At 43.5% G+C, this 19077-nt stretch carries 16 protein-coding genes, 1 tRNA gene and 1 pseudogene; 5 read left to right on the top strand and 13 right to left on the bottom strand.

Annotation, left to right across the window (positions count from 1 at the left end):
* Positions 1–105: 105 nt before the first annotated feature.
* The 6 genes and pseudogenes from D1970_RS08240 to D1970_RS08220 all read right to left on the bottom strand — a co-directional run bounded on the left by D1970_RS08240 (position 106) and on the right by D1970_RS08220 (position 6625).
* Positions 106–1155: a beta-carotene 15,15'-monooxygenase gene (locus D1970_RS08240; protein ID WP_119112403.1), complete on the bottom strand. Its 1050-nt coding sequence runs from the start codon at positions 1153–1155 to the stop codon at positions 106–108.
* 695 nt (positions 1156–1850) lie between these two features.
* Complete coding sequence (locus D1970_RS08235; RefSeq protein WP_119112402.1) at positions 1851–3317, bottom strand: APC family permease; 1467 nt, start codon at positions 3315–3317, stop codon at positions 1851–1853.
* A 205-nt stretch (positions 3318–3522) separates the two neighbouring features.
* Entirely contained in the window at positions 3523–4872 is a 1350-nt protein-coding gene (locus D1970_RS08230) for an aminotransferase family protein (RefSeq protein ID WP_119112401.1), read from the bottom strand.
* Between the two features lie 249 nt (positions 4873–5121).
* A pseudogene (locus D1970_RS22865) lies at positions 5122–5250 on the bottom strand (DUF2188 domain-containing protein); the annotation flags it as partial.
* A complete protein-coding gene (locus D1970_RS22860) occupies positions 5250–5402 on the bottom strand; it encodes a hypothetical protein (RefSeq protein WP_246370031.1) in 153 nt (50 codons plus the stop codon). The pseudogene D1970_RS22865 and the gene D1970_RS22860, both read right to left, overlap by 1 nt.
* A gap of 104 nt (positions 5403–5506) precedes the next feature.
* Positions 5507–6625 (bottom strand): glucose-1-phosphate adenylyltransferase, encoded by a 1119-nt coding sequence (locus D1970_RS08220; protein WP_119112400.1) that lies wholly within the window; start codon positions 6623–6625, stop codon positions 5507–5509.
* 365 nt (positions 6626–6990) lie between these two features.
* Between D1970_RS08220 and D1970_RS08215 the strand changes: the two genes are divergently transcribed.
* A tRNA-Leu gene (locus tag D1970_RS08215) sits at positions 6991–7074 on the top strand.
* Positions 7075–7144: 70 nt separating this feature from the next.
* Here D1970_RS08215 and D1970_RS08210 read toward each other — a convergent pair.
* On the bottom strand, positions 7145–7351 hold the full coding sequence (locus D1970_RS08210; RefSeq protein ID WP_119112399.1) for a cold-shock protein: 207 nt from the start codon (positions 7349–7351) through the stop codon (positions 7145–7147).
* Between the two features lie 352 nt (positions 7352–7703).
* Here D1970_RS08210 and D1970_RS08205 point away from each other — a divergent pair, with 352 nt between their 5' ends.
* Entirely contained in the window at positions 7704–8327 is a 624-nt protein-coding gene (locus D1970_RS08205) for a LysE family transporter (protein ID WP_119112398.1), read from the top strand.
* 696 nt (positions 8328–9023) lie between these two features.
* Here D1970_RS08205 and D1970_RS08200 read toward each other — a convergent pair.
* From D1970_RS08200 to D1970_RS08185, 4 genes are all read right to left on the bottom strand, one after another.
* Complete coding sequence (locus tag D1970_RS08200; protein WP_119112397.1) at positions 9024–10370, bottom strand: amino acid permease; 1347 nt, start codon at positions 10368–10370, stop codon at positions 9024–9026.
* Positions 10371–10476: 106 nt separating this feature from the next.
* Complete coding sequence (locus D1970_RS08195; protein WP_119112396.1) at positions 10477–11052, bottom strand: DMSO/selenate family reductase complex B subunit; 576 nt, start codon at positions 11050–11052, stop codon at positions 10477–10479.
* Positions 11053–11075: 23 nt separating this feature from the next.
* Positions 11076–13460 (bottom strand): DMSO/selenate family reductase complex A subunit, encoded by a 2385-nt coding sequence (locus tag D1970_RS08190; RefSeq protein WP_119112395.1) that lies wholly within the window; start codon positions 13458–13460, stop codon positions 11076–11078.
* On the bottom strand, positions 13453–14094 hold the full coding sequence (locus tag D1970_RS08185) for a TorD/DmsD family molecular chaperone (protein ID WP_119112394.1): 642 nt from the start codon (positions 14092–14094) through the stop codon (positions 13453–13455). The genes D1970_RS08190 and D1970_RS08185 overlap by 8 nt, the downstream gene beginning before the upstream one ends.
* 264 nt (positions 14095–14358) lie before the next feature.
* Between D1970_RS08185 and D1970_RS08180 the strand changes: the two genes are divergently transcribed.
* Together D1970_RS08180 and D1970_RS08175 are read left to right on the top strand one after the other, a co-directional pair.
* A complete protein-coding gene (locus D1970_RS08180; RefSeq protein ID WP_119112393.1) occupies positions 14359–14658 on the top strand; it encodes a DUF6509 family protein in 300 nt (99 codons plus the stop codon).
* 159 nt (positions 14659–14817) lie between these two features.
* A complete protein-coding gene (locus tag D1970_RS08175) occupies positions 14818–15546 on the top strand; it encodes an MOSC domain-containing protein (RefSeq protein ID WP_119112392.1) in 729 nt (242 codons plus the stop codon).
* A gap of 116 nt (positions 15547–15662) precedes the next feature.
* Here the strand turns inward: D1970_RS08175 and D1970_RS08170 are convergent, their stop codons facing one another.
* Positions 15663–16160 (bottom strand): metallophosphoesterase family protein, encoded by a 498-nt coding sequence (locus tag D1970_RS08170; RefSeq protein WP_119112391.1) that lies wholly within the window; start codon positions 16158–16160, stop codon positions 15663–15665.
* A 103-nt stretch (positions 16161–16263) separates the two neighbouring features.
* Positions 16264–17097, bottom strand: coding sequence for a non-homologous end joining protein Ku (ku, locus tag D1970_RS08165; RefSeq protein ID WP_119112390.1), 834 nt, complete (start codon positions 17095–17097; stop codon positions 16264–16266).
* Between the two features lie 126 nt (positions 17098–17223).
* On the opposite strand from ku, the gene D1970_RS08160 reads away from it, so the two are divergent.
* Positions 17224–19056: a DNA ligase D gene (locus D1970_RS08160; RefSeq protein ID WP_119112389.1), complete on the top strand. Its 1833-nt coding sequence runs from the start codon at positions 17224–17226 to the stop codon at positions 19054–19056.
* Positions 19057–19077 lie beyond the last annotated feature (21 nt).

Here is a 19077-nt window from a genome sequence, read left to right as displayed (position 1 = left end):
TCATTTTGGTATTCAAACAAACTTTCTCTTAATATATCAACCCATCTTCTTATATCCCTTTAATCTTTAAAAAGTTCACCTTGTATAAAGGAACAACTGTATAGACTACTCCTCTGAAATGGCGCATTTTCGAATTCCTTCCAAAACTGCGTGTTTCAATTCAGCCGATTGGTCTGACCGAAGGGCTATTTTTGAATACTCTCTTTCTATCCCCATAAAAAGAATAGCCTTCACTGGCTTTTTCATATGCAAAATCATATCCGGATATACTTGTTCAAAATCCTGAGCTACAAAAACCAGCGTATCTTTTGATAGCTTTTGCTGTAGTGATTCTGGATTATCTTCAAGCTTCTCGATATACGCAAAATTTATTTCGGCTCGTTTCTGAAGCCCGAAGGAAAGATACATTGATTGATCACTTATATGAATGGGGTTTAACCGAAGTGACTGGATGTCTGCCAGGAGGAAAAAAACAGAATAGACATTAAACACTAGTAAAATGATTGATACAATCATTGCTTTTTCATGCAGCCACCAATGGATTCCTAACGTTTCAATGATAATCGCGTGAATCAGCATGATTTGAAAAGCAATGTAGCTCGATTTTTTATAAAGTGTTATTCCGTTAGGCGTGTTCTTTTTCCAGCTGAAAAATGCGTAATAAAACATTAAGGATTCTGAACATAGTAAATTGACGATTGCTTTGTTCTTAACATAATGATCTACAGCCTGAGGAAATGAAAACACGACTGGAAGAGCGCTGTAGCTAACCTCTTTTAGTATCTTTGGAATATTGCGGAAAAATGTCAAGATGAGGAAAATCTCTAAAAGCACTAAAGCCATCTCTACGGCAATTCCGGCAGATGTAGCGGCCGTAAAAGGCTGCACATAATCAACTGGAATTAGCAATCTTGCTGCAACGCAGCCGCCCGCCGAAAGACAAATTGCCAACTTTACGGAGAACTTTCTTTTATACATCATGAACAAAACTGGCAAAACGAGTATCAAATCGAACAACGAGCCTAGCACAACTGCGTTCGGCTCGGTTAACACGACACTCTTGCCAAATGCCGTATGATATAACGCCAAATTACTCAGTAGAACAAGCCCAAACATAAGAAGCCAAATGTTTTTTCCTTTTTGTATGATTTCCACAGCCTCGTCTCCTTTATAGGGGATTGGTCCGCTCATATGTTTCCACTGATTTTCCAGAACTGCTTTATTTACTGCGTAGATCCTTATTGCTTGTGAATCTTCCTCTGACTTTCTTGATTCGAAAAACTTTTCGGCCAGCTGATCTGTTACCTTTAGCTTTTTCTTCTGACAGAAATTGTAAGTCAGTTATGGTTAACTGCCCTGCAGGTGACTAGGGAGCGGCATTTTTCAAATTCTCCTTGAAAATCTTGCAGGTAACCTTATATCACCCAATAAATTCATTTTAACACATTTTAAGGAAAAAATACGGAATATAATGGAATATTCAAAAACCAAATACAGTGATATTTGGGCTGATGGAATTAGTGTTACCCAATGAGTACCGGAGTACAGTGGGTTGTGAGAACTGAATCAAGTTTATCCTCCAATAAGTGTGCACTTGGCAGCCGAATCGCAAGGTAGGCTATAGACAGACACTCCTGCATGTGTTCAGGCCTGCACGACAGGTGCACTCCAAACTGTCGACTTCAGTTAATTTACAGATCCAGATGCAGTTCTTAGCCTGCCATCTTTTCCAGACCCGCGCATAATATGCCCTTCTATTTTTTTTATCCAGTGAAACCAAGAAAGAGGTATTTTATAAAATAGAAATCAAAAAAACAGCGCCAAGGATTCCCTCCTGGCGCTGTTTTCTATTATGCGTCTTTTTTGATGACTTCCGGTGCTGGTTCTTGCTCTTCCTCTTCTTCTTCATATTTTACAACCCTGGCGTACTCTTCCTCCATATGTGCGTCGGAGAACTTTTTATCGAATTTACTCATAGACATTTTGTAAAGTACTCCGCCAAGAAGGGCCCATGAGCCAATGATGATCCATTCATACGGCCATACGAGGGCTGATGGCATCCCCGGCATGTAAAGAGAGGATATCCCAAATGCCAGGATGACGGCAATCCAGCCAAAGGTTGTGCCTCCTGGAAGGCGGAAAGGCCGGACCATGTTGGGTTCCTTCTTACGCAGGACGATGAACGAAATTGCCACCATTGTCCAGGAAACAACCAGTCCAAGCCCCCCAGAGTTGACGAGCCAGACTAATGCCGGACGCCCCATAAGTGGTGCGACTGTTGAAAAAACACCAATCAGAAGGATTGCTTTATGCGGCGTGTTGTACTTTGGATGCAAGTCACCCAAAGCTTTTGGCAGCATCCCGGCTTTGGCAAGCGCATAGATAGCCCTGCTTCCACCTACATAAAAACCAATCCAGCTTGTCAAAATACCGCCAATTCCGCCAAGAATCAGGACGTTGGCCATCAGTTGGCTTCCGCCAAAAGCTTTTGCCATTGCATCCGCGGTAACAAGAGTGGATGTCGCAATTTCTTCCGGCGTAAGGACACGGGATACGCCAAAGATAACAGCCACGTACCAGACAACCGCGAAAACCACTGAAACAATTAGAAGCTGGCCAATCCTCTTCTGTGGAAGGTTGATTTCTTCAGAGGCCTGCGGGATGACATCAAAACCGACAAACATGAAGGGTGTCATGATCAGCACGGTCAGGAGTCCGGAAACACCTTTATCAAAAAAGGGCTTCATATTTTCCGTATTGCCGGAGATTGAACTCCCGGTAATCAACAGGATTCCAGCCACAAGGATCATAAGCGTAAAAATGAACGTGATAACAGTCGTGAATTTGATTCCCCTGTAATTGATCAAGGTGATGAGAATTGAACCAAGAATACCAACACCAGCCCATGTCGCCGTGACATCCCAGCCGGCGATTGTGTAGAGGTACCCTTTGCTGTAATTTGGTATCAAATACTCAAATACTGTCGGAAGAGCAACTGCTTCAAAAGCCACAACAGAAACGTAACCAAGAATGATAGCCCATGTAGTCACGAATGAAGCACCTCGCCCCATCGCCTTATAGCTGTATACATGTTCCCCTCCTGCCAAAGGCATTGCCGAAGCTAGTTCAGCATAAGTAAGACCGACAAATGTAACAAGGGTCCCGCCAATGATGAAAGCCAGAATGGCTCCAAGTGATCCTGCACCATTAATCCACATTCCCGCAGTAACAACCCAGCCCCAGCCAATCATTGCACCAAAGGCAAGTGAAAGCACATCCCTATTTCCTAAAATCTTCAAAAATTGTTGATCGTTCATAATACCCCTCCATCAATGTTTGATCGTACGCTTTACCAATCTCCCTTTGCTATAACAATTTTTGTATCTTCTATGCTGCTTGGTGACGCTATGTATACTGAAAATTCAGTGTTTTAAAAACACACTTACCCCTTTTTTCACTTACATATCCTTTATTTTTACTTCCAGCCCATTAGCCTTTCAACTTATGGGCTGGCAGCCTTAGTCAGCTTTTTTCACTTGCAGTTTCTTTTAAAACCGATTCCTGCACCGCTTTCAATGATGCTTTTAAAATCGCTACCATTTCTTTAATCTCATTTTCATTAATGACCAACGGCGGCGCAAATACCACAGTGTCCATCCCTTCAAAGCCGACAGTCCTTACGATTAAACCTCTCTTTGCTGCTTCTGCGCTTACCTTTGGAGCAACGAGTTCAGAAAACCTCTTCTTCTCAGTAGGATGCACCACTTCAACGGCCCCGATCAATCCGAGCGCGCGGACTTCCCCGACAATTTCAATTTCCTGCTCAATCTCCTTCAATCCTTCAAACAGTTTTTCCCCCATCAAACGGGAGTTTTCTACAAGATTTTCCCTTTCCATGATCTCAAGGTTCTTTAGACCGACTGCACAAGCTGTCGGATGACCGCTGTACGTATATCCGTGCAGCAGCACTCCTTGTGAAAGATCAATTAGCTCCCGGTGGATTGTATCCGTAACAATTACCGCTCCCAACGGAATATAGCCGCTTGTAATTCCTTTTGCCACAAGCATGACATCAGGAACCACTCTGTAATGCTCACAGGCAAACATTTTTCCTGTCCTTCCAAAACCCGTGATGACTTCATCGGCAATAAACAAAATATTATGCTTGCTGCAGATTTCCCTAACTTCCCTAAAATAGCCGTCCGGCGCCATATTGACGCCGCCCGCTCCCTGTATCGGCTCCGCGATAAATGCAGCAATTGTTTCAGCGCCTTCGCTGTCAATGCACTCCAATAGTGCCGCTGAAGAAGAAGGTTCCACGTGAAGAAAATCCGGGGCATGAGATGTCGTCATTTCCTGAAACGGAGAAATTCCAGTCGCACTTGTAGCCCCAATATTCACACCGTGGTACCCTTTTTTCCTCGAAATGATCTTTTTTTTCTCAGGCCGCCCTTTTAACTTCCAGTAATATCGCACAAGCTTATAAGCTGTATCATTAGATTCCGATCCACCTGAAGTAAAAAATACTGCATCCAGGTTGCCCGGAGCAATTTCGGCAAGTTTTGCAGCAAGCCGGATAGCTGGCTCGTTGCTCATTGAGGAAAAAGAATTTGTAAAAGCAAGGTTCTCCATTTGCTCCCGGGCCGCCTCGGCTAGTTCTTTCCTCCCATAGCCGATATTGACATTCCATAGGGAAGACATCCCTTCCAGTACCCTTTTTCCAGTAATATCAGTCAGATAAACGCCTTCCCCCTTTGTAAAAATAAACGGGGCTCCCTGTTCATGCTGCTGCTTCAGTGAGGAAGTCGGATGGATAAAATGTTTTTTGTCCAATTCAATCAATTGTTCTCTTAGTTCTTCTGCCTTTACCACAAAAAACCACTCCTTATCTTTAGAAGACGATCAAGATGTTTTATCACTTTGCATCAATGAAGGAATTATCAATGCTAAATTAAATCCATTTTACACAATATTCTGTACTTTACAAGTGTTTTTTGGCAGAAGAATCGTTTTATGGGAAATTCTTCACACCCCTTATAGTATTAAGAACAAATTCAATCGTCGGATAAAATCACCTTTTAAAATAAAAAAGGCCGGGACGATTTTTCGCCCGGAATCCTTTTACGATTCTTCCTGAAAGTTAATTTGGTCTTCAATCTTTCCATCTTCATCATGGGTAATGGCTATTGTTCCTGCTTCCCCTTCCATCCTTTTAGCTTCCTTTACTGCTTCAGACCTAGAGCCTGTTGTTAACTGGGGATCTTCTTCTCCTTCTTTCTTGACCGCCCATCCTTCCTCAACATGGGGAACTGCATCGAACCTGGCATCATCCGTGCCGGCGCGGTCTTTAAATATTGGTCGCGTTCTTCGTTGTTTCCGTTGCTTTGCCTGCGCTCTTCCATTTTAGAATGCCTCCTTTATCCCGCTGGATGTACTTAATTCACTTGAAAAAGTACCCATTGGGACAGGATTAGAAACATTCAATGCCTTTTTAGGAACTTCTAACCTATATGCTCATCATGTATTTCCCATCATGGATATATATCACATCGTTCTCCATCATATTCCCGGAGCCCCCTCCAATGATTGCATTTTCAATAATCATATTTTTTCCGACTACTGTATTGGGGAGGACGACTGAATTACGGACCACTGCCCCCTTTCCAATTGAAGCGCCGTAGGAAATGACGGAGTTAAAGACTTTACCGAAGATTTCGCAACCCTCGCTAACAACGCTTTGTTTGACTGTTGCATCACTGTCAAGATAGGTCGGCGCCTGAGCATGGTCCGCGGTATAAATTGGCCAATTCTTATTTTGCAGAATTGGATTCGTTTCAGCAGACAATAAATCCATATTCGCCTCCCAGAGACTTTCTAAAGTTCCAACGTCTTTCCAGTAACCCTCGAACTCATAAGCGTGAAGATGATAGTCCTCACGAAGCATGTAAGGAAGGATATCCTTGCCAAAGTCATTGAAAGCAAGCGGATCCTTGTCTAGCTCTTCGAATATGTATTTCAATGTACCCCAGTTAAAGATGTAAATCCCCATTGAGGCAAGGTTGGATAGAGGCCGTTCCGGCTTTTCCACAAACTCATGAATCCTGTTGTTCTCTGGGTCAATATTCATGATCCCAAATCTGTTAGCCTCGTTCCAGGGAACCGGGATTGCCGAAATCGTGGCGTCCGCTCCGCTTTTTTTATGATCCTCAAGCATTTTGCTGTAGTTCATTTTATAAATATGGTCACCTGAAAGGACCAAAACAAATTCAGGATCCTGGGATTGAATGTATTGGCGGTTTTGGGCAATTGCATGGGCAGTCCCTTCATACCAGCGCTCGCTCACACTGCACTGGAAGGGAGGGAGGAATGTGACGCCTGCACCCCTACGGTCAAGATCCCAATTTTTCCCGTCATTGATGTAGTTTTGCAAGGTGTGTGGCTGATATTGTGTTAAAATTCCGATTGTATTGATACCTGAGTTGCAGCAATTGCTCAAGGGAAAATCGATGATCCTGTATTTTCCTCCAAAAGGAACTGCCGGTTTTGCCATAGTTTCAGTGAGTCTCTTAAGCCTGGAGCCTCTCCCCCCAGCTAAAATCATTGCAACAACTTCTCTTTTCGCCATAACGCTCCCCTTCCCCAACTGTTACACCAGTTTTCCTAAATTTATCTAAATTGGTCCTTATTTCTATTTCTAACAAATCAACCCGAATGGTTGAAAGATAAAAATTTAGACTCCATACTCCCCCTTTTGACAAAAAACCAGAAAGCCTTCCACATGAATTGGAAAAACACCCTTGAAAGCATTCGCTTTTTGTCACAACGACACAGAAAAACAGGACCTAAGCAGCATGCCAACAGCAATGAAGCAACATCCAGATTCAAATCTAAAGGTACTCCGGACATAAATTCTGAACGTTCATTGAGGTCATTTTATGCTTTACAATTTGAACTTATGTGCTATAATTTTATTTGTGACTTAACAAATATGCGGGTGTGGCGGAATCGGCAGACGCGCTAGATTCAGGTTCTAGTGGGAGCAATCCCGTGGAGGTTCAAGTCCTCTCATCCGCATCGCCCAGCGAAAAAAAGACACAGGCATTTGCCTGTGTCTTTTTTATTTAATACCATATGGAACGCGGAATCATCCAGAAAGATTCTGGCTATGATTATTAACTACTTCCAGCACTCTTGTCTCTTGCTCCATCGGGCTGCTGCAAATAGGACACACAGGAATCTCGCTGCTCTTAAAATTATCCCTAACCCAGCAACTGCAATCCTCCGAAGTACAAACCCACACCTTTGTTTCTGCTGTAACAATTTCTTCAGGCAGCCTTCTTCCAAATGCCATTACCTCACGCTCCAATTCATTAGTGTAAAATCGGCCAATTTAAGGGTTGAAAAAAAATTCATCTAGTATAAAAAGCGGTGTAAAACTTCTTATAATAAATGAATCCTCTTTTTATTGGTATCAGTAAACACTATAACATAAATCAGTATTTTTTCCAAAAAAGACATTCATCCCCCATTTGCCAATTCCTGCACATCCCTTTTAGTATATTTCCGGTTCTCCTATTTATTCCTCCAATTATTAAAATTCAAGAATCAATACAAGCCAGTTTTTTGTCGTACAAGTCACCAGGTTCGAATACATATAAACAGACGAGCAATTGAATGACTAGGGACAAATGGAGGGCCTGCTATTGAGTATTTTCTTTGGCTATATATTTTTAGGGTTATCGCTTGCCGCCCCAATCGGGCCGGTGAATGCGGCACAGATGGACAAAGGTATCAGGAGCGGCTTCCTACATGCATGGCTTCTAGGACTAGGAGCCGTTACAGCCGACATTGTTTATATGCTTGCCGTTTATATGGGAGTGGTCCGTTTTTTGGAAACACCTCTGATCCAGACATTCCTGTGGCTGTTTGGTTCATTTGTCCTTTTGTACACAGGCATTGAAAGCGTTGCTGGTGCCGGGAAAATTGTCATGCGGGACAATAAGGATGAATCAAAAAGCAAATCATTCATTTCCGGTTTTCTTATGTCCATCTCAAATCCATTGACCATTCTTTTTTGGCTAGGTATTTATGGATCTGTTCTGGCTAAGGCTGCCTCTTCTTATGGTACAAGCGAGCTTGTTTTGTACAGTTCAGCCATCATTCTTGGCCTTGTCACCTGGGATATTGTAATGGCAGCCATTTCAAGCAGCTTCCGAAAGCTCCTGACTGTAAGAATTCTCACATGGATTTCAGTTCTGTCAGGTATTTCACTGATTGCTTTTGCCATTTACTTTGGCTATCAAGCAGCAAAAATCCTGCTCAAATAAGGAATGTGCAAGCGCCCGTTCAGCGACGTATGGACTTGAGTCCATTGACTGAGATAAAGGAAAATGAAATGCGGATGCGCCTTGTTAAGGTGCGACAAGCATAAGACGTGCCGGCGAGAAGGTTGCTCTTTAACATTCATGACGGATTGGCTTATGAATCGATCCCCTGGGCGCTGTAGCTGGACAACACGAAGAGCGCAAGCAATTTCAATGTGGACTTACTGGGTGCGCGCGTCCTTTGCGCGCCTTTTTATTTGACAAAATATTTTCAAGCAAAAACCAGCATAGATTTCTCATGCGATGAGTTTTTTTAATAAAACCAGTTGCTCAGAATGGCATTTTGGGATTAAGAAAGCATACTTCCCCCCTTTTTTTGTCGCTATTTTTTTTGATATCAACCAACTTTGAAGACAAATCAACCATCTCACGCGGGATGTCAATCAACTCCATCTGGATATCAACCATCCGACGCAATATATCGACCAAAAGCCTGATCTAATACGCTTTCTTTCGGATATCGGGTTTATAAAAAAAGGTATTTTGTTTTTTCGTTTTAACATCACCTTACTTCACATCCTATGATTCCTCGTATGGAAATGGGCGAAGTCTGCTAGATGCTGGGCACTACAGCCGGATAATCTTCAGCGCTTTTCTGACCTTTTAAAAAAGCTTGTGGCATCGCCAACAAGCTTTTTTTCAGGCTTCCCGTGTATTAAGGCTCTTCTTTCTTTTCCCAATCATATTGATGATCAGCAATACCAATCCAATGATTCCAACAAAGAGCAGGCTGATAAAAAATCCAGGCCGGCTTCCTTTATCAAGGAGCGTGCCGCTGACCGCAAAAGCGATCAAGACAATCCCCGTTATCTGTTTGATTTGCTGGAAACCGCTTAGCTTAATAATTCTTTTATAGGAAAAAAGTACAAAAAGCCAATTGTACAGAAGCATTAAGCCTGCTGCTGTCGTTAAGAATTCGTAAATTTTGTCAGGCATCGCTAGCGCCAATACGATCGAGGCAATTAAGCCTGCTGTTGTCAGTCCCAACGCAAAATGCGGAACCTTTAGCTTTCCTTTATTTGCAAGCGCCTTTGGAGCATCCCCGTCTTTCGCTAGCGTGACGATCATTGTGGTCACGGCAAATAGCGATGCACACATTGTCGAGAAACCCGCGATAATCATGGCTCCGTTAAAAAGATGCGGGACAACCGGCAAATCATACCGTTCAAGCGCCAAGACAAATGGACTTTCTCTTGTGTTAAATTCATCAAAGCGAACCATCGTTACCGCAAGAGAGATGGACAACAAATAAATCGATGTTAATAGAAGAAGCATGACTTTTCCCGCTTTTGGTGCATCTTCTTTGTTTTTAAGCCGTGGTGCCATCATCCCCATAATTTCAATGCCGCCAAAAGCGTAAAATGCAAAAATCAGCCCAGTCCACAGCCCCTTAAATCCTCTGGGGAAAAAGTCGTTGAAAGTGCCAGGTGCTACAAATTCATTCCCTCTCCCGTGTATAATCCCGAATAAGGCGAGCGCCGCAATAATAAGAAACATTAGGATTGCTGCTACTTTTATAACAGCAAATATGTTTTCCATTTTTTCAAACCCCTTTGTCCCTGTCAGGATCACGACAAGACCAAGGACCGCATATCCGGAAGCGAAAACCCATAGCGGGACATCCGGGAACCAGAAGCGAGAAAAGATAGACAGAGCTGTAAGCTGACTCCCCATAATCAATAATTCTGAACTCCAATAAACCCACCCGCTGGTAAAGCCTGCCCAATGCCCATACGCATTTTTCGCATAGGACCGGAAAGAGCCTTTCTGCGGGTCTTTTGCAGACATTCTTGACAACGCATCAAATACTAGATAAGTTCCGGCAGCTGCCATGATAAAAGCGATCAGCACAGCCGGCCCGGCCATCGTGATTGCCAGTCCAGAACCGAGGAAAAATCCAGTGCCAATGATGCAGCCAACTCCAATCATGGACAGCTGCCACCATTTTAGCTTTTTACCTTCTGAAGATGTGCATTGACTGCTCATCAAACTCCCCCCTTTTTAATTTCTAGTGTTTGATGCCTGCTGAGCTTTTATGTAATAAGGAGGGAAATATAAAAGGCACCATATATTATGGCACCTTTTAAGTTTGTTATATTTTAGCGTTCCTATGGGGAGTGATGACAAGATTTGGTTTCGTTACCGGTCTTGGCATTCCTCTTACCTGGCTGGTCTTGCCGAATTTTTTCCTCAGTACATCAATAGGTCCTAACTCAATTGCCCTTTGCGGACAGGTAGAGACACAGACAGGCTCTCCTCCGTTGTCCCGAATATCAAGGCATGTATCGCATTTTGCCATTTTAAAGAGTTTCTTATCAAATTGCGGGGCACCGTATGGGCATGCCTCAACGCAAAACCTGCTGCCGATGCATTTTTCCTGGTCAACGATTACGACTCCATCCTCTTCCCGTTTTGTGATGGATTGTGTAGGACAGCGTGGAAGGCAGGCTGGGGCAGTGCAGTGGTTGCATGAAATCGAAAAATAATATGCTGCTACATTCGTTTCTATGCCGCCGCTTCCTGATCGTGTATATCCCCCGCTTTCAATAGAATACACTCTGCGGAAATTTATGCCGACATCGAGTTCGTTAAGGTCCTTGCAGGCGACAGAACATGCTTTGCAGCCTACGCATCGGCTTTGGTCAATATAAAAACCTAGTTGGGTCATTATGCCGCTCCTTTCCCTGCTTACTATGCTTTTTTCACTTCGGCCAGGTTGGTTTGCTGCGGATTTGCTTTTGCAAGCGGAGTCGGCCGCTGGGCAGTCAATACATTGAGCGAACCTCGCTGGTCAATGCCCTTTTTGTTTGGTGTGAACCAGGCGCCTTGAGGAATCCCTATTACTCCGGGAATTATCCGTGTGGTTACTTTTGCATCAATAAAGAGTTTTCCCCTGTCATTGAATACTTTGACTCTATCTCCATCCTTGATTCCTCTCTCCTCAGCATCGTTTGGGTTGATCCACATTTCCTGCTTTGCTGCTTCTTCAAGCCATGGGTTATTATCATGGGTCGAGTGGCATCTCCGTTTATAGTGCCAGCCGATCAGCTGTAGCGGATACTTTTCTTTCAACGGGTCTTCTGGGCCCTCCCATGCTGGCACGTATTTTGCGATAGCAGGTATTTCATCGTGTTTGTTCATATCCCATAGTGCCTTGGAAAACAATTCGATTTTCCCGGAAGGCGTTTCAAACTTCTGATTGCCTTCAACCTGTTCCTTGAACCCTACAAGAGGCTCGTCAAAAGTAAAATGATGAATGCCATTCTTGCTGAACTCCTCAAAGGACGGAAAATCAGGATGCAATTCTTTTTGCGTCCTGTCAATGCTGACCTTCACCCAGTCAAGCATGGATTTTCCTTCGCTAAATTCTTCTTTCAGGCCAAACTTTCCAGCGATATTCGCAAAAACATCATATTCATTGCGGCATTCATATAAAGGATCGATGGCCTTCCCGCCAAAAACGACATAATCGCCAAAGCACCATGGAACTCCAATATCCCACCTTTCAAAGAAGGTCGTGCCCGGCAGAAGGATATCGGCATATTTAGCACTAGGGGTCATGAACAGATCGCTCACGACAATAAACTCCACTTTTTTTTCGTCCTGGAGAAGCTTTGTGGTTTTATTGATATCCGAGTGCTGGTTTACTAGCATGTTGCCTGCAATGTTGAAAATCAGCTTGATGTTTGACTTTAACTTTTTCGTTCCCTCCAGACCATCTTCTGCCGTCAACTCGGTCCCTCTTTCAACTGCATCGCTCCATAAAAAGCAAGGGATTGATGCTTTAACCGGATTTTCAAACTCGATCGGATAAACAATGTCAGATCTGGACCAGTAGCCGGTTCCGGCAGCCCAGCCTCCCAGTTTCCCGACATTCCCGGTTATGCTTGCCAGTTGGGCGCCGCCCCTTACAATTTGCTCTCCATAGGCATGCCTTTGCGGCCCCCAACCCTGGATAAGCGCCGCTGGTTTGGCAGTTGCGTAATCCCTGGCAATCTCGCGAATTTTGGCAGCAGGAACGCCGCATATTTTTTCAGCCCACTCAGGCGTTTTAGGTATTCCATCTTTCTTCCCTGTCAAATAGCTTTTTAAAGATTCGCCTTCAGGTACCCCATCAGGCATTGAAGCTTCATCAAATCCAACACAATACTTTTGAATAAATTCATGGTCATACAGCTCTTCAGTTACCATGACATATGCCATTGCATCCATCATTGCATTATCGGTTGTCGGAAGGATTGGTATCCATTCGTCCGCAAAGCCAATCGAAGTATCCGTATAGCGGGGGTCGATTACAATGACTTTGGCTCCGTTTTTCTTAGCCTCTCGCAGATAGTACATATATGGAGTTGAATTTATCATTTCAGAAGGATTTTGTCCCCAAAGGATGATATATTTCGTATGCAAAATAGAGTCAAAGCTGCTTCCCGAGTTGTTAGTACCGTATGTATACGGTGTAGCTACATTTGCTGCCCCTGAACTGTAATCATTTCTGTAATTAAGATAACCGCCAGTCATAGCCAGCAGCTTCCGTGCCATGTTCCTCCCGCTGAATAAGCCCCAGGACTGTCCGGAAGCATAATTTACATATCGTGATTCTGGCCCGTATTGGTCTCCAATTCGTTTCATTTCGCCGGCGATCGTGTCTATTGCCTCTTCCCAGCTGATTCGTTCGAATTTCCCCTCGCCACGCTTTCCGACACGTTTCATAGGATACTTCAGCCTGTCGGGATGATAAAGCATCTTCCGATATCCTCTTCCCCTTATACATGCCCGCATTTGTGGAGTCAGGATATCATCATCATTTGTGTCTGTCCCTATCCTTGTGACAACACCATCCACGACATGTGCTTTTATGACACATCGTCCTCCGCAATTATTGATGCTGCAAGTGGACACTATATTTTCCGGCAAGTCTTTTTTGTGATTACCAGCAGCAGGCTTAGACTCACTCTTTTCAAGCAGCTTCTTTGTCCCGAATCCGCCAAGGACGAGTGGAACGCCAATAGCTCCGGACCATTTTAAAAACGTACGCCTCTGCATTTTATTTTTAAGCAGGTTGGTATCTTCAGACATGCTCTAACCTCTCCTTCATATCTTTCAGAGTGTCTGTTTCAAAGCGGATAAAATCTTTTAGCATGAGTGCTGCCCCTTTATAAAGAAGGCTTGCGGTACTGGCACAAAGTTTTTCCGTAAACAGCGGGACCCACCTGTATAAGTGTTCTTCAAAGAATGTAAGCTGCTCCGGAAAAGTTTCAGGACCCTTCTCGATTAGCCATGCCATGAATTCGAGCTCGACAGCAATGTGGTCCTCCGGCTCTGAATTTTTCCTGGCGTACTCGAGCCCTGCCAGACTATACTTTTCTCTGACTCTGTACATTGTTTCCCCAAACAAAATTTGTTCTTTAGTTGTGTAAAATGATTCCCATGGAGGAGCCGGAAGGGATTCGGGGCCGATAAAAAGCCGCTTGAATTCGTTTTGTTCCGCTTGCAGCTGTGCCTCGCCAGCTTTGTTAAAAAAATTAGCCAGCATTTTTCCGCCCTCGTTGAGCTCCTCTATTTCCTCGGTGTATCCGTAATCCTTTAAAGATATAAAAACTTGTTCCGTCAGCGGTTCCGAAAACAAACAATGCAAAAAAACATAAAGATTTAGCCTCGCCACCTGCATGTCCTGAAACCTTTTTACCGAATCTCCCTTTAACTTAATCATGGATCCACCTCAGCTCTTGTTGTGAAATTAATCACAAAATAAATTGTTCGCTAACTTGGTGAAAGGAATAATCTAACAATTTGATTTTACCTTTATCTTCAAGGAGAAAATATGCAGGATAATGAACGTTCACACTAATTTCACAAAGCATTGAAGACTTTGTTCAAACTTTGCCAGATTCCTAAAAAAATGCCCATGGTTGATTGTTTTGCCATGATAGGTTATATAATAAAGAGAAGAAAAATTTAAAGGATGATGTACAATATGGAAATTACCGGACATACGGCGGAAATTCTCGAAGATCCGTTCGGCCTCCTGCAGGGAGAACGATTTGAATTCTTTTTAGATATTGAAGTAGACGAAGAGGATGAATTGTATACAGATAACGGCCTCATGCTGAAGGTCATTTTCTCGCTTGAAACTGGAGAAGGCAAAGTGCGGCAATACTATTTTATTGAACGCTCAAGCGAAAAAGTGCTCGACTTTGCACTTGAAGATGATGAAGAAAAGCAAGTGCAAGAATACTGCCAGGCTCAACTGCCACAAGAGGATATGAAAGAATAATGTATGATGAAAAATCGCACGGGCTTAGCCTGTGCGATTTTTCTATACTATCCCGCGATGTTCGGTTAGAGGAATTAACTTACCTATTGTCGAATTCAAATAAGGTAGATTGTTGGTTCACAAGATTGCATTTAAAGGAAATGCTAAGGAGTGGTTAAAATGTTAATCGGTCATATTGAGGAAATTGTCCGCCATCCTGTTAAGTCCTTTCTTGGAGAAAAGGTTGCCAAAACAAGGGTGATGGAATATGGGTTGTACGGGGACAGAAGCCATGCTTTTTTGGATGAAACGAGATCTGGGAAGTTTTTAACGATTACACAGTTTCCGGAAATGGTTCGCTATAAGGCCAGATTTACTGCAGACGAACGACTGGATGAACTTCCACCTGTCGAAATCACGACACCGGACGGAAAAATTGTTGATTGGGGAGATTGGGAACTGATCAAAGAAATAGAAACCAAGTCGAAGAAAAAAGTTTCTTCTATACAATATGCTCCTGGACATGTTCCATTAGGAGCAATCGAAGAAGAGCATATCCTGTTGGTTACAGAACCTTCCCTAAACAAGCTAAAAGAAATATGGGGGGAATCTGAACTCGATTACCAAAGGTTCCGGCCAAATCTACTACTGTCATTAATTGATGGTGCGCCTTTCATCGAAGAACAGTGGTTTGGAAAAAGGCTTAAGATAGGAAAAGACGTAGAAATCGAGTTAAAAAGACATTGTGAAAGATGTATGATTATTACAGTGGATCCTAAAAGCGGGGAAAAAAATCCCACTTTGCTAAAAACCGTTTCTAAAGAAAGAAACAATCATTTTGGCGTTTATGCTTCCGTAATTCAAACAGGGCAGATTCAAACAGGCGATGAAGTTTTCCTCCTGGATTGAAATGCAAGCGTAGTAAACAGTAAAACGCATGTTGGATAAGGTTCACCCGGAAAGGTTCTAACAGACCTTTCCGGATTTCCTCACTATTACTTTGAAAAAATCCCATCTTTCTTCCCTCAATTTTTTTCGGTAAAGTAAATGTGTTCTGCTTCCAATGTCTCACCAATGGTCAATATTCCGAACGAATACTCCTTTTGCCTCCTTTTGTCGGTGGGAGACCCGGGATTAAACAGCAAGGTGCCATTGGTTTCTTTCAAAACAGGTATATGCGAATGTCCATAAATGAGACAGTCCAATTGATCGCCGAAAAAAGCATCGAGAGCCCTTTTCTCCGTTGATTTGCCTTTACCGTGACCATGAACCACCCCTACCGTAAAGCCTTCAATCTGAACAATTTCTTTTTGCTTAAGAACTTTGCCTAGTTCGGGAGAATCTACGTTCCCGGTTACTCCGACAACAGGAGCGTATTTGCCTATTTCGTTATATACCTCCAATGTCTGCCAGTCACCGGCATGGATAATGAGCGATACTCGTTCCAACTCAGATGATAATTTAGCCGGAAGCTGACTGGCGCGTTTTGGTATATGTGTATCCGAAATGACCGCAATCCTCATAGGTCCACCCCCCTTCACTTTTATATTCCCCTATTTTTGTAATCAAACCAGAACACTGACACATAATACGAAGAATCCACGGCACTTCCGCGGATTCTTCGTGTTATGCTTCTTTCTTCGGCTTGACTGCTGATGTGCGCTTTCGCTTTGCTGGCTCTTTTTTAGGCTTTGTGCGGTCAATGGATGCCTGAAGGGCAGCCATGAGGTCGGTTACATTCGAAACAGGCTCTCGCTCGGCTGCAGTAACCGTTTCTTTTCCTGTCCGCTTTGATTCAATCAATTCCATCAGTGCCGCACGATAATCATCCTTGTATTTTTCCGGGTCAAACTCTGCAGTAAGCTGGTCTATCAGCATAATAGCGGTATCTAGTTCCTTTTTCGTAACCTTATCTTCCGACGGCACATTGGGAACATCCGCGGCCTTTCTCACTTCATCGGGAAAATGGATCGTTTCCATAACGAGGGTGTTTTCATACACCCGGATGACAGCAAGCTGCTCTTTCGCTCTGATGACTATTTTAGCGATACCTACTTTATGGGACTCTTCCAGCGCTTTTCTCAGCAGCGAATAAGCCTTGCCTCCTCCTTCATTCGGGGACATATAATAGCCGCGGTTAAAATAAATCGGATCAATTTGCTCCATTTTTACAAAATCAATAATCTCAACAGCTTTTTCCTCGTTTTCTTTCCTTAGGTTTTCGAGCTCCTCCTCATCGAGCACAACGAACTTTCCTTTTGTGTACTCATATGCTTTAACAATCTCTTCTGTTTTGATTTCCCTATCGCACACCGGGCATACCTTTTCGTATTTCAATGGTGTATGGCAGTCCTTATGAAGGGTTCGCAGCTTGATATCCTTATCCTCAGTGGCAGCATGCAGCTTGACCGGAATGTTGACAAGCCCGAAGCTGATGCTCCCTTTCCACATTGTATGCATAGTCACGTCTCCCTTTTTCTCATTAGCTTACGGAGACAGGCGGTGAACATTCGTAAAAACATTTGCCAATGTATCAATGCGGGGCATGATAGGAAAAATAACAAAAAGCAAAAAGGATGAATCGGAATGAAACCAATGCTCCCCACCCTGACATTTGAGAAGCCGCTGGGAGATGAGTGGCGATATGAAACAAAATTTGATGGCTTCAGAGCCTTCCTCGAATACGGAAGCGAAATCTCCCTGACAAGCCGCAACGGCAAACCATTCACTGAAATATTCCCGGAAATCATACAGTTTCTCCGAGCGCACCACACTACTTTCAAACCATTTCTTCCGCTTATACTGGATTGTGAGCTTGTTCTCCTTGAAAATGAATACAAAGCGGATTTTTCCGGTTTGCAAGTAAGGGGGCGAATGCGATCGGCAGTGAAAATTAAGGAGAAAGCCAACGCCAACCCCTGCAGGCTTATTGCTTTTGACCTGCTTGCCCTTAAGGGAAAAGATTGCAGCAAGATGCCTTATGACACACGGCGTGCTAAGCTGAAAAACCTTTTTGAAAGCCTGGGACTTCCTCCCTCACCGGACCCAAACCATCCGGCACTTCTGCAGCCAGTCCAATCCAGCATCCATTTCAATGAAGTATGGGAAGAAGTTGTTTCACATGATGGAGAAGGAATCGTTGCGAAGAAAAGCAGTAGCCTTTGGGAAGAAGGTAAACGGACGGATGGATGGCTAAAGTATAAAAATTGGAAATACGTTCCCTGCTTTATCACCGCTTATGAAAAAACAAATGGCTATTTCCATGTTTCGGTTTACCGCGACCAGATTGTACATCCGATTGGGCAGGTACTCTTCGGGTTTCAGCCGGCAGAGAAACAGGCACTGTTCGACACAATCAAAAAGAATCCAGCCTCAGAGGATGACCGTTTCCTTTATGCCTTGCCTGGAATATGTCTTGAACTCAAGTATCTTGAAGTATATGAAGGCCAGCTAAGGGAACCCCATTTCCACAAATTCCGTTTCGATTTGAAGCCTGAGGACTGCACCTACAGCCTGTTTGTCCTTCAACAGAAAAACCTCCCTCCGGGCATTGAAGTGACCCATCCGGATAAGCCTTTATGGGAAAACCCTTACATAACCAAACTGGATTACACCTACTTTTTGCGTGAAATTTCGCCGCACATGCTGCCGTTTTTAAAAAACCGGCTTCTCACGGTTATAAGGTATCCGCATGGAACCTCCGGTGAAGCTTTTTATCAAAAAAACAGGCCGGACTATGCGCCCGATTTTATCAGGTCAGAAAAATCAGAAGGGATTGACTATCTCGTTTGCGACGATTTGAAAACATTACTTTGGCTTGGCAACCAGATCGCTATTGAGTTTCACATCCCATTTCAGACAATAGGCAACGAAGAACCGGATGAAATTGTATTTGATCTCGACCCTCCTTCAAGAGAGCATTTCCATCTAGCTGTTAAGGCTGCCCTTTTGATCAAAGAGGTGCTCGACATGCTCGGACTCGAATCCTTTATTAAAACATCGGGAAACAAAGGGCTTCAGATATACATTCCTTTGCCCTCCAGGCAATTTAGCTATGAAGAAACACGACTGTTCACATCATTTATCGCTGATTATTTAGTATCGAAAGATCCAGACAGCTTCACAGTCGAGCGCCTGAAAAAAAATCGAGGCAGCAGGCTTTATGTTGACTACGTGCAGCACGCAGCCGGAAAAACAATTATTTGTCCTTATTCACCAAGAGGCAGTGAGCGGGCAAATGTTGCAGCCCCTCTCTTTTGGGAAGAAGTAAATGAATCGCTATCAAGTGACCATTTTAAGCTGCCTGATATTGTTTCCAGGACCAAAAGCAAGGGCTGTCCTTTCCAAAGCTACTTTGAGGCAAAAAGTAGGCAGGATTTCGGAAGTGTGCTCGGATTTTTAAAAAGAAGGCTTTGTTAAATGATAATGTTGATATTTACG

It is taken from the genome of Mesobacillus zeae (assembly GCF_003570705.1).
Lineage (GTDB): Bacteria > Bacillota > Bacilli > Bacillales > Cytobacillaceae > Mesobacillus_C > Mesobacillus_C zeae.
The sequence above is the reverse complement of the archived record's forward strand: the minus strand, read 5'-3'. Positions and strand labels throughout refer to the sequence as shown.